Genomic DNA, 11,603 nt, shown 5'->3' on the forward strand with positions numbered 1-11,603 from the left:
CCCGCAGCACCCCTACACCAGGGCGCTGCTGTCCGCCGTCCCGCTGCCCGACCCGGCGGCGGAGCGGCGGCGCGAGCGGATCGTGCTGCTCGGCGACCCGCCGAGCCCGGCCGCCCCGCCCCCGGGCTGCACCTTCCACCCGCGCTGCCCCAAGGCGCGGGACATCTGCCGCACCGAGCGGCCGTTGTTGCAGCTCGCCGCTTCGAGAGAGGTGGCCTGTCACTTCCCGGGTGACTGACGGGGATCACGGGAAGAAAGGAGGGCCCCGCGGCCAATGGCGTCCGCGGGGCCCTTCCGTGTTCTGGCTAAGCCAGTTCGCGGCGGAAGAAGGCCAGTTCCTGGGCCATCACCTTCTCCCGGGTGCCGCCCGGGGTCATGTGGGTGACGCCCGGCAGGGCCAGCAGCTGGTGGGGGCGGCCCGCGTCGGTCAGGGCCCGGGACAGGCGCAGGGTGTGCGCCGGGTGGACGTTGTCGTCTGCCAGGCCCGTGACCAGCAGCAACGGGCGGGTCAGGCCCGGCGCGTCGGCGATCAGGGAGTCCCGCTCGTACACCTCCGGATGCTCCTGGGGCAGGCCCAGGTACCGCTCGGTGTACGCCGTGTCGTAGTGGCGGAAGTCGGTCGGCGCGGCCCCGGCGGCCGCCGCGTGGAAGACGTCCGGGCGGCGCAGCACCGCCATCGCCGCCAGGTAGCCGCCGTAGGACCAGCCGCGGACGCCGACCCGGCCGAGGTCGAGGTCGGGGTGGCGGGCGCCGAGTGCCCGGAGGGCGGCGACCTGGTCCTCCAGGGTGACCTCGGAGAAGCCCCCGCGCACGGCGTGGGTGAAGGCGGGCGAGACGTACGGGGTGCCCCGGTTGTCGGCGGTGACCACCGCGAAGCCCTGGTCGGCCCACCACTGCCGGGCCTGCCAGCGGCGCGGCTCGGCGGACACGTCCTGGAAGCCGGGGCCGCCGTAGCTGTCCATCAGGACGGGCAGCCGCCGCCCGGGGACGTGGTCGCGGGGCAGCACGAGGGCGGTGGGGACGCCGTGCTCGGTGACCCGCTCCAGTACGGGGACCACCCGGTACGGCAGCGGGGCCGAAAGGTCGGCGGGGCTGGACTCCCGCCCGTCGGGGGTGCGTACGGTACGCCGGAACCCCGTCGGGGTCGAACCGTCGGCGGAGGTCAGCAGCAGCGTCCCGGCGGAGGCCTGTACGGAGTGCACGCCGGGCCCGTCGGCGAGCGGGGCGAGCGATCCGGTGCCGGGGTCCAGCAGCAGCACCTGCTGCTCGGCGGGGTCGCGCAGTCCGGCCTCGATCAGCAGCCGGCCCTCGTGGACGCCGGCCACCCGGCGGACCTGGATCCCGTCGCCGGTGAGCGGCTTCCCGTCGAGGGCGAGGCCGCGCGCGACGCCGCCGGGGGTGTCGGCGGCGGTGAGCATCCGCCCGTCGGGCAGCCGGGCCGGGGTGCCCGGCAGCAGCGGGTCCACCCAGTCGGGGTGCGTGGTGCGCGACAGCTCCCGGGTGCGGCCGGTGGCGGGGTCGGCGCTGAGCAGCAGGACGTTCCGCTGGAGCCGGTCCTGGACGGTCAGCAGGATCTCGGTGCCGGACTCCCAGCCCGCCTCCGAGACGTACGGGTACTGCGCCGCGTCCCAGTCGAGCCGTACGCGGGCGCCTTCGCCCGGCCCGAGCACCCACAGCTGTACGTCGGCGTTGGGGCCGCCGGCCTCGGGGTACGCGAAGTCCTCGGCGGCCCGTTCGGGGTGCTCGGGGTCCGCGAACCAGCGCCGCGGCAGGGCGCTCTCGTCGACCCGGGCGGCGAGCAGGGTCTCCCCGTCCGGGGACCACCAGTGGCCGCGGGCGCGCCCGAGCTCCTCGGCGGCGGCGAACTCGCAGACGCCCCAGCGGGCCCCGTCGTCGGGGCTGACCCGGCCGCCCGGGGCCACGTACAGGGCGTCGTCCGCGACGTACGCGGTGCGCGAGCCGTCGGCGTTGGGACGCGGGTCCAGGGCCGGTCCGGCGGTCGGGATCTCCACGGGCCCGTCGGCGCGGTCCGAGGTGACTCCGTAGAGCCGCCCGTAGAGGGGGAAGACGGCGCGGCGGCCGTCGCCGGAGAGCGCGTACGAGCCGATCCCGGCGGCGACGAGCCGGATCCGCTCGCGCAGGCGCCGCTCGGCGACGGGCAGTTCACCGGGCTCGGGGGCCAGGGCGCGGGGGTCGGCGAGCGGGGTTTCGGCGCCGGTGGCGGTGTCGAGCACCCAGAGGCCTTCGAACGGGTCGGTGGGACCGGTCGAGCGCAGGAACCACAGGAGGCGGCCCTCGTCGCCGAACGAGAAGGCGCGGGGCGCTCCGTGGGTGAACCGGGCCGTGTCGGCGGAGAGCCTGAGGAAGTCGTCCATGATCTCAGTGTGGCATGTGAAATATCACATGGCCTATAGGTGGTGGAGACTAGGCCGTTCGAGTGGTGACCCTCCATGTGCGGGCATAGCGTCGACTAGTGGACCCGAACGCACTGCCGACCACCAACGGGACCGACGGCAAGGTCCGAGGGAGCGGAAACGCGCTGGCCCTGTTCGTCATCGCCTCCTGCCAGCTCATGGTCGTTCTCGACATCACCATCGTGAACATCGCGCTACCACACATCCAGACAGCCCTCGACTTCTCGACCGAGAGCCTGTCCTGGGTGGTCAGCGCCTACACCCTCACCTTCGGCGGACTGCTCCTCCTCGGCGGCCGGGCGGGCGACATCCTCGGCAGACGGCGCGTCTTCGTCTTCGGCGTCCTCCTCTTCGGCCTGGCCTCCCTCCTCGGCGGCCTCGCCCAGAACGAAGGCCAGCTGCTGGCCGCCCGCGCCCTGCAGGGCGTCGGCGGCGCCATCGCCTCGCCGACCGCGCTCGCCCTGATCAGCACCACCTTCCGCGAAGGCCCGGCCCGCAACCGGGCCTTCGGCGTGTTCGCCGCCGTCTCGGCGGCCGGCGGCGCGATCGGCGTCCTCGCGGGCGGCGTTCTCGTCGAGTGGCTCGACTGGCGCTGGGTGTTCTTCGTCAACGTCCCCATCGCCCTGGTGATCGCGCTGCTCGCCTTCCGCGTCATCCGTGAATCCGAGCGCCACCCCGGACACTTCGACCTCGCGGGCGCGCTCCTGTCCACCCTGGGCATGGTCGCCCTCGTCTACGGGTTCATCCGCGCGGCCCAGGAGGGCTGGGGCGACACGTACACGATCGTCTCCTTCGCCGCCGCCGTGGTCCTGCTCACCCTCTTCGTCCTCAACGAGCTGCGCTCGCCCCGGCCGATCACCCCGCTGCACATGTTCGCCGACCGCAACCGGGCCGGCACCTACGGGATGATGCTCTTCCTGGCCTGCGCGATCTTCGGGATGTTCTTCTTCCTGACCCTCTTCGTGCAGAACGTCCTCGGCTTCAACCCGCTGCGGGCCGGCCTCGCCTTCCTCCCGGTCAGCGTGATGATCGCGCTCGCCGCCGGCACCGCCTCGCAACTGCTCCCGAAGCTGGGGCCCAAGCCCTTCATGGTCACCGGCGCGCTGTGCTGCGCGGCCGGGCTGGCCTGGCTGACCCGGATCGACATCCACTCCACGTACCTGGGCAGCGTCCTCGGACCGATGCTGGTCTTCGCCACCGGCATGGGCCTGCAGTTCGTCTCGCTGACCCTGATGGCCCTGTCCAACGTGCCCGACCGGGAGTCGGGCGCCGCGTCCGGGCTGCTCAACACGATGCAGCAGGTGGGCGGCTCGCTCGGGCTGTCCATCCTGGTGACCGTGTTCGGCACGGCCAGCCGCAACGAGGCCAAGGACCAGGTCCCGGACTTCCTGCGGACCTCCACCCCCGAGCAGAAGCTCTTCTTCGCGCGCACCCACCAGCTCCCTAAACCCTGGGCCGACCAGGTGCTCACCTCCGGTGTGAGCACGGCCTTCGTGGCGGCCTCGCTGTTCACCCTGGCCGGCGCGGCGATCGCACTGTTCGTGATCCAGGTCCGGCCCTCGGACCTGATGCGGCTCCAGGGCAACCACCCCCCGGTGGCCGCCCAGGAGGAGACCGGCGGGTAGGGTCGTCGATCATTCGCATCCCGGGGGGAAACCGATGCTTCGATCCACCATGGCCCGACGGGCCGTGACCGCCGCCCTGACCCTGACGCTGGCCGGGCTCACCGCCGCCTGCGGCGACGACACCCCGCCGAAGGCCTCCCCGGCCCCGTCGTCGGCCGCGTCCAGCCCGTCCGCGCCGGACTCGTCCGCATCGTCCGCCGTGACCGCTTCGCCTTCGGCCGGGGTGCCCGGGAGCACCCCCGCCATGTCACCGCCCGCCACCGCTCCGGCCGGTGATGGCCTGCCCACCACGGCCCCGGAGAAGGTCCGGGACGCCTTCGCGGGCCTCCAGGCCACCCTGGGCGAGTCCTGCACCCCGGGCAACTGCGCCTACTTCCTCGGCCGGGTCCACGACGAACTCCACCGGATGGACCGCGCGATGAAGGCCGACCCGAAGGGCCCGGGCCACTTCCCCGAGCCGATCGCGGCCATCGTGAAGCTCGACGAGGAGCTCGGCGGCGACCGGACCTTCGAGAACCTGAAGAAGCACCAGAGCACCCTGATCGCCACCCGCGACGAGATCAACACCTGGATGCAGGACCACCCCGACGACTACCGCTGAGCCCGCCTCAGGGCCGCGTGCGGCGGATCCGGCAGCGCGCCGGGCCCGTCGCTCGCAGGGTGATCCCCGTGTGGACCGGCACCTCGGTGTCCACCGCCTCGAACTCGTAGGCGCGCAGGATCATCGCCAGCGCGATCACCGACTCCAGCATCGAGAAGTGCTGCCCGATGCAGGCGCGCGGGCCCCCGCCGAACGGGAACCAGGCGTACCGGGGCCGGCCGGCCTCCGCCTCCGGGGCGAACCGCCCGGGGTCGAACCGGTCCGGATCGGGCCAGTAGGCGGGGTGGCGGTGCGTCACCCAGGGGGCCAGGATCACATCGGCGCCAGCCGGGACGACGTGCCCCCCGATCTCGGTGGCGGCGACGGCCTTGCGCCCGATCACCGGGGCGGCCGGATAGAGCCGCATCGCCTCCTTGAGCACCTGCGTGAGGTACGGGAGCCGGTCGAGGTCGGCGGCCCCGGGCGTCCGGTCGCCCAGCACCCGGGAGATCTCCTCGCGGGCCCGCGCCTGCTCCTCGGGGTGACGGCCGACCAGGTGCAGGGCGAAGCCCAGTGAGGTCGCGGTCGTCTCGTGGCCGGCCAGCAGGAAGATCAGCACCTGGTCGCGCAGTTCGGCCGCGTCGAAGCCGGTGCCGTCCGCGCCCTCGGCCGCGGCGAGCAGGGTCAGCAGGTCCTCGCCGCCCTCCGCGTCCGCGGCGGGCGCCTTCCCGCGCGCCGCGATGATCCCGTCGCAGACGGCGTACAGCTCGTCCATCGCCGCGGCCGCCCGCCGGTTGCCCGGGGTCGGCCAGCCGCGCGGGATGTTGGCGGGGGAGTAGCCGCGGCGCAGCACGTACTCCGTGATGACCGGAAAGCACCGGTCGACGACGTCCACGGTGGCGTCCACATCGGTCCCGAACAGGATCCGCGCCACGGCGCGCAGCGCCAGGTGCGTCATCTCGGCGGCGACGTCCACGATCCCGTCCCGAGCCTCCGCCCAGGCCGCCAGGGTGCCTTCGGTCTCGTCGGCGACGGCCCCGGCGTAGCCGTCGACCCGCTTGCGGGTGAAGAGGGGCTGCACGAGCCGGCGCTGGCGCAGGTAGTCCTCGTCCTGGCTGGTCAGCAGACCGTTGCCGAAGGAGTCCCGGACCTCCTGGTAGAAGGCGTTGTCCTTGCGGAAGTTGGCCGATTCGGAGGCCAGCACCTGCTGGGCGCCCTCCGCCGAGAACACGCAGTACAGCTCGGCGCGCAGGCCGGGCGGGCCGGCGGAGATCCGTACGACGTCCCCGTGCCGCTGCCGGGCGCGCAGATAGGTCCCGAGCGAGTCCGATTTCAGGTCGAAGAGGGACCCGAGCAGCGGAACCCCTTCCAGCCCCGGGATCCCCGCGTCCGCTTCCACTGTCATGGCCGTCCCCCTGACGCCGAACCGATGGGCCGATTCTGCCGGGACGGTACCGCCCCGGGCCAGCGCTCACTGGCCATCCGGCCGGATATCGACACCGGCCCGCGCCGGGCGGCTCTCAGGGGGTCTCCATGTACGCGACCCGCCCGTCCCGGCGTGCCGCCTCGATCACCTTCAGCCGGGCGAAGTTCCGGGGCGTCATCATCTCCTCCCACTCCGCCATGGAGTGGACCCGCACCTCGCTGTGCTCCGCCGGGTCCAGGACGAAGGCGGCGATCCGGTCGTCGGTGAGCGTGCCGCCGTCGAAGATGAAGCCGATGTGGTTCGAGGGCCAGGCCTCGCCCTGGTGCCCGATGAAGTGCGTCCCCAGCAGCTTCGGCTCCCCGCCGAAGACCATCCCGGTCTCCTCCAGGCACTCCCGTACGGCGCACTGCCAGGGGGTCTCCCCGGGATCCATGTTCCCGCCGGGCCACTGCCACGGCTCGTGCGCATAGGTGGCGCGCAGCTGCACGGGCCGCCCCGCCGTGTCGGTGAAGTACAGGCAGGCGTAGCTGGTCGCCTGGGCGATGGTCTTGATGTACTCCGCGGGCGGAAGCCAGCCCTGAGCCATGCGAACCCCTCTCCGAGCCGGTGCCGGACGTTCCCGATCATCCCATCCCGCCCCCGGCTCGGCGGGGGCTTCGCGCACGCGGGAGGCCCCCTCGTTCTCCGTGGAGTACGAGGGGGCCTCGGGCGGTTCACCGGTTCGGCCGTATCCGGCCGGAGATGTCCTAGATGTCGCGGAAGATCTCGATCTGTGCGCCGACGGAGTTGAGGCGCTCGGCGAGTTCCTCGTAGCCGCGGTTGATGACGTAGACGTTGCGCAGGACCGAGGTGCCCTCCGCGGCCATCATGGCGAGGAGGACGACCACCGCGGGGCGCAGGGCCGGCGGGCACATCATCTCGGCGGCGCGCCAGCGGGTGGGGCCCTCGACCAGGACGCGGTGCGGGTCCAGGAGCTGGAGGCGGCCGCCGAGGCGGTTGAGGTCGGTCAGGTAGATGGCCCGGTTGTCGTACACCCAGTCGTGGATCAGGGTCTGGCCCTGGGCGACGGCGGCGATGGCGGCGAAGAACGGGACGTTGTCGATGTTCAGCCCGGGGAAGGGCATCGGGTGGATCTTGTCGATCGGCGCTTCGAGCTTGGAGGGGCGGACCGTGAGGTCGACCAGGCGGGTGCGGCCGTTGTCGGCCACGTATTCCGCCGAGCGGTCGTGGTCGAGGCCCATCTCCTCCAGGACCGCGAGCTCGATCTCCATGAACTCGATCGGGACCCGGCGGATCGTCAGCTCCGACTCGGTGACGACCGCGGCGGCCAGCAGGCTCATCGCCTCGACCGGGTCCTCGGAGGGGGAGTAGTCCACGTCGACGTCGATGACGGGGACGCCGTGGACGGTGAGCGTGGTGGTGCCGATGCCCTCGACCTTGACGCCGAGCGCCTCCAGGAAGAAGCACAGGTCCTGGACCATGTAGTTGGAGGAGGCGTTGCGGATGACCGAGACGCCGTCGTGGCGGGCAGCGGCCAGCAGCGCGTTCTCGGTGACCGTGTCCCCCCGCTCGGTCAGCACGATCGGGCGGTCGGGGGAGACCCCGGCCTCGACCTGCGCGTGGTAGATGCCCTCGGTCGCGGTGATGTCCAGGCCGAAGCGGCGCAGGGCGATCATGTGCGGCTCGATGGTGCGGGTGCCGAGGTCGCAGCCGCCGGCGTACGGCAGGCGGAAGTGGTCCATCCGGTGCAGCAGCGGGCCGAGGAACATGATGATGCTGCGGGTGCGGCGGGCCGCGTCCGCGTCCATGGCGTCCATGTCGAGGCGGACCGGCGGGACGATCTCCAGGTCGACGCCCTCGTTGATCCAGCGGGTGCGGACACCGATGGAGTTGAGGACCTCGAGGAGCCGGTAGACCTCCTCGATGCGCGCCACCCGGCGCAGCACCGTCCGGCCCTTGTTGAGGAGCGAGGCGCACAGCAGGGCCACGCACGCGTTCTTGCTCGTCTTGACGTCGATGGCACCGGACAGGCGGCGGCCGCCGACGACGCGCAGGTGCATCGGCCCGGCGTAGCCCAGAGAGACGATCTCGCTGTCGAGAGCTTCACCGATTCGGGCGATCATCTCAAGGCTGATGTTCTGGTTGCCGCGTTCGATGCGGTTCACAGCGCTCTGGCTGGTGCCGAGTGCGTCGGCGAGCTGACTCTGTGTCCAGCCGCGGTGCTGCCGGGCGTCACGGATGAGCTTGCCGATGCGTACGAGGTAGTCGTCTGCCATGGGTGCAAGGTATCTCAGATATGAGATGGCGCTCGCGCCGGGTGCGGCAGACGGGTGTTACTCATCGTCAGATCGCATCTCCGGGCCGGTGGGCGCCTTCAGGGCGCGCGGAAGCGGCCGCGCGATGGATCGCTCCGGCGGGCCGCGAGCGGCGGGCCTCGTCCCGGCGCCCGGACATGTACTAGAGTTATCTCGACATCGAGATATCTGCCGAAGGCGCACCGCAGCCGCCCCCGCTGGTAAGGGTTACCTAACTTAGCCTTACCTTAGCGGATTGGCCAGAGGGTGTGGCGGCAGGATTGCGGTTATACGCGCGAAAATCATGCATGAAGGAGACTGTCGTGTCGGCGAACAGCTTCGACGCCCGCAGCACGCTGCAGGTGGGCGACGAGTCGTACGAGATCTTCAAGCTGGACAAGGTCGAGGGCTCCGCCCGCCTTCCCTACAGCCTGAAGGTCCTGCTGGAGAACCTGCTCCGTACCGAGGACGGCGCGAACATCACCGCCGACCACATCCGGTCGCTCGGCAACTGGGACTCCCAGGCGCAGCCCAGCGAGGAGATCCAGTTCACGCCGGCCCGCGTGATCATGCAGGACTTCACCGGCGTTCCCTGCGTCGTGGACCTCGCCACCATGCGCGAGGCCGTGAAGGCCCTCGGCGGCGACCCGGCGAAGATCAACCCGCTCTCGCCCGCCGAGATGGTCATCGACCACTCGGTCATCGCCGACAAGTTCGGCACGAAGGACGCCTTCGCGCAGAACGTGGAGCTGGAGTACGGCCGCAACAAGGAGCGCTACCAGTTCCTGCGCTGGGGCCAGACCGCCTTCGACGACTTCAAGGTCGTCCCCCCGGGCACCGGCATCGTCCACCAGGTCAACATCGAGCACCTGGCCCGCACGGTCATGGTCCGCGGTGGCCAGGCGTACCCCGACACCCTCGTCGGCACCGACTCGCACACCACCATGGTCAACGGCCTGGGCGTGCTGGGCTGGGGCGTCGGCGGCATCGAGGCCGAGGCCGCGATGCTCGGCCAGCCGGTCTCCATGCTGATCCCGCGCGTCGTCGGCTTCAAGCTGACCGGCGAGCTGCCGACCGGCACCACCGCCACCGACCTCGTGCTGACCATCACCGAGATGCTCCGCAAGCACGGCGTCGTCGGCAAGTTCGTCGAGTTCTACGGTGAGGGCGTCGCCGCCACCTCCCTCGCGAACCGCGCCACCATCGGCAACATGTCGCCGGAGTTCGGTTCCACCGCCGCGATCTTCCCGATCGACGACGAGACCCTGAAGTACCTGCGCCTGACCGGCCGCGACGCCCAGCAGGTCGCCCTCGTCGAGGCGTACGCCAAGGCCCAGGGCCTGTGGCTGGACCCGGCCGCCGAGCCGGACTTCTCCGAGAAGCTGGAGCTCGACCTCTCCACGGTCGTCCCCTCCATCGCCGGCCCGAAGCGCCCGCAGGACCGCATCGTCCTCGCGAACGCCTCCCAGCAGTTCGCCCTGGACGTGCGCAACTACGTCGAGGACGACGACGAGGCGGGCAAGGAGTCCTTCCCGGCCTCCGACGCCCCGGCCTCCGCCAACGGCGTGCCGAGCCGCCCGACCCAGGTCACCCTGGCCGACGGCACCTCCTTCGAGATCGACCACGGCGCCGTCACCGTCGCCGCGATCACCTCCTGCACCAACACCTCGAACCCCTACGTCATGGTCGCCGCGGCGCTCGTGGCCAAGAAGGCGGTCGAGAAGGGCCTGACCCGCAAGCCGTGGGTCAAGACCACCCTGGCCCCGGGCTCGAAGGTCGTCACCGACTACTTCGACAAGGCCGGCCTGACCCCGTACCTCGACAAGATGGGCTTCAACCTCGTCGGGTACGGCTGCACCACCTGCATCGGCAACTCCGGTCCGCTGGACGAGGAGATCTCGAAGGCGATCAACGAGCACGACCTCGCGGTCACCTCGGTCCTCTCGGGCAACCGCAACTTCGAGGGCCGCATCAACCCCGACGTCAAGATGAACTACCTGGCCTCCCCGCCGCTGGTCGTCGCGTACGCCATCGCGGGCTCCATGAAGGTGGACGTCACCCGGGACGCCATCGGCACGGACACCGAGGGCAAGCCGGTCTTCCTCGCGGACATCTGGCCCTCCGAGGCCGAGGTCAACGACGTCGTGGCGAACGCCATCGGCGAGGACATGTTCAGCAAGTCCTACCAGGACGTCTTCGCGGGCGACGCCCAGTGGCAGGCGCTGTCGATCCCGACGGGCAACACCTTCGAGTGGGACCCGCAGTCGACCTACGTGCGCAAGCCCCCTTACTTCGAGGGCATGACGATGGAGACCACCCCGGTCTCCGACATCGCCGGCGCCCGCGTCCTGGCGAAGCTGGGCGACTCGGTCACCACCGACCACATCTCCCCGGCCGGTGCGATCAAGGCCGACACCCCGGCCGGCAAGTACCTCACGGAGCACGGCGTCGAGCGCCGCGACTTCAACAGCTACGGCTCGCGCCGCGGCAACCACGAGGTCATGATCCGCGGTACCTTCGCCAACATCCGCCTGCGCAACCAGATCGCGGCGGGCACCGAGGGCGGCTTCACCCGCGACTTCACCGTCGAGGGCGCGCCGGTCTCCTTCATCTACGACGCCTCCCAGAACTACCAGGCCGCCGGCATCCCGCTGGTCATCCTGGCGGGCAAGGAGTACGGCTCGGGCTCGTCCCGCGACTGGGCCGCCAAGGGCACCGCGCTGCTCGGCGTCAAGGCCGTCATCGCCGAGTCCTACGAGCGCATCCACCGCTCCAACCTGATCGGCATGGGCGTCCTGCCCCTGCAGTTCCCCGAGGGCGTCACGGCCGCCTCGCTGGGCCTCACCGGCGAGGAGACCTTCTCCTTCACCGGTGTGGAGGAGCTGAACAACGGCACCACCCCGCGCACGGTCAAGGTCACCACCGACACCGGTGTCGAGTTCGACGCGGTCGTCCGCATCGACACGCCGGGTGAGGCGGACTACTACCGCAACGGCGGCATCATGCAGTACGTGCTCCGGAACCTGATCCGCGGCTAGTCACCGCTGAGCACATCGGCACCAAAGGGCCGTATCCCCGTTAAGGGGGTACGGCCCTTCCGTTTTGCCGGGCAGGGTCCAGGTTTCGGGGAGGTCTCAACTCGGAAAAGCTGACGGACATCCGTGTGCATGATCTTGCTCACACGAGCGGAAGTGGACTATACCTGTGCCCGTCCGGATCACCGCGGTACGAGCGGCTCCGGGCCGGGGGATGGGCGGGGGACCT

Annotated in this window: 8 protein-coding genes; 4 read left to right on the plus strand and 4 right to left on the minus strand. The window is 71.2% G+C overall.

Annotated elements, in window-relative coordinates; all coding sequences use genetic code 11:
- A partial coding sequence (locus tag ACFV0Q_RS06385) for an oligopeptide/dipeptide ABC transporter ATP-binding protein (RefSeq protein ID WP_385001297.1) occupies positions 1 to 238 on the plus strand: 238 nt, incomplete at its 5' end.
- A gap of 67 nt (positions 239 to 305) precedes the next feature.
- On the opposite strand, the gene ACFV0Q_RS06390 is transcribed toward ACFV0Q_RS06385, so the two are convergent.
- Positions 306 to 2,375 (minus strand): prolyl oligopeptidase family serine peptidase, encoded by a 2,070-nt coding sequence (locus ACFV0Q_RS06390; RefSeq protein ID WP_385001300.1) that lies wholly within the window; start codon positions 2,373 to 2,375, stop codon positions 306 to 308.
- Between the two features lie 98 nt (positions 2,376 to 2,473).
- On the opposite strand from ACFV0Q_RS06390, the gene ACFV0Q_RS06395 reads away from it, so the two are divergent.
- The gene (locus ACFV0Q_RS06395) at positions 2,474 to 4,039 is read left to right on the plus strand and encodes an MFS transporter (RefSeq protein ID WP_385001303.1); all 1,566 of its coding nucleotides are present in this window, start codon (positions 2,474 to 2,476) and stop codon (positions 4,037 to 4,039) included.
- Positions 4,040 to 4,073: 34 nt separating this feature from the next.
- Positions 4,074 to 4,640: a hypothetical protein gene (locus tag ACFV0Q_RS06400; RefSeq protein ID WP_385001306.1), complete on the plus strand. Its 567-nt coding sequence runs from the start codon at positions 4,074 to 4,076 to the stop codon at positions 4,638 to 4,640.
- Positions 4,641 to 4,647: 7 nt separating this feature from the next.
- Here the strand turns inward: ACFV0Q_RS06400 and ACFV0Q_RS06405 are convergent, their stop codons facing one another.
- The 3 genes from ACFV0Q_RS06405 to ACFV0Q_RS06415 form a co-directional block, all read right to left on the minus strand.
- The gene (locus tag ACFV0Q_RS06405) at positions 4,648 to 6,024 is read right to left on the minus strand and encodes a cytochrome P450 (protein ID WP_385001309.1); all 1,377 of its coding nucleotides are present in this window, start codon (positions 6,022 to 6,024) and stop codon (positions 4,648 to 4,650) included.
- Positions 6,025 to 6,139: 115 nt separating this feature from the next.
- Positions 6,140 to 6,631: an NUDIX domain-containing protein gene (locus ACFV0Q_RS06410; RefSeq protein ID WP_385001312.1), complete on the minus strand. Its 492-nt coding sequence runs from the start codon at positions 6,629 to 6,631 to the stop codon at positions 6,140 to 6,142.
- Positions 6,632 to 6,791: 160 nt separating this feature from the next.
- Positions 6,792 to 8,321 carry a helix-turn-helix domain-containing protein gene (locus ACFV0Q_RS06415; RefSeq protein WP_385001315.1) on the minus strand — a complete coding sequence of 510 codons (1,530 nt, stop codon included), beginning with the start codon at positions 8,319 to 8,321 and terminating at the stop codon, positions 6,792 to 6,794.
- 326 nt (positions 8,322 to 8,647) lie between these two features.
- Between ACFV0Q_RS06415 and acnA the strand changes: the two genes are divergently transcribed.
- Entirely contained in the window at positions 8,648 to 11,377 is a 2,730-nt protein-coding gene (gene acnA, locus ACFV0Q_RS06420) for an aconitate hydratase AcnA (RefSeq protein ID WP_385001318.1), read from the plus strand.
- Positions 11,378 to 11,603: the final 226 nt, after the last annotated feature.

Origin of the sequence: Streptomyces sp. NPDC059564 (assembly GCF_042735575.1) — a bacterium.
Lineage (GTDB): Bacteria > Actinomycetota > Actinomycetes > Streptomycetales > Streptomycetaceae > Streptomyces.

Bases quoted from the DNA above. Each gene is read 5' to 3' on its own strand.
- ACFV0Q_RS06390 (WP_385001300.1), bottom strand. From the start codon at position 2,375: ATGGACGACTTCCTCAGGCTCTCCGCCGACACGGCCCGGTTCACCCAC.
- ACFV0Q_RS06400 (WP_385001306.1), top strand. From the start codon at position 4,074: ATGCTTCGATCCACCATGGCCCGACGGGCCGTGACCGCCGCCCTGACC.
- ACFV0Q_RS06405 (WP_385001309.1), bottom strand. From the start codon at position 6,024: ATGACAGTGGAAGCGGACGCGGGGATCCCGGGGCTGGAAGGGGTTCCG.
- ACFV0Q_RS06410 (WP_385001312.1), bottom strand. From the start codon at position 6,631: ATGGCTCAGGGCTGGCTTCCGCCCGCGGAGTACATCAAGACCATCGCC.
- ACFV0Q_RS06415 (WP_385001315.1), bottom strand. From the start codon at position 8,321: ATGGCAGACGACTACCTCGTACGCATCGGCAAGCTCATCCGTGACGCC.
- acnA (WP_385001318.1), top strand. From the start codon at position 8,648: ATGAAGGAGACTGTCGTGTCGGCGAACAGCTTCGACGCCCGCAGCACG.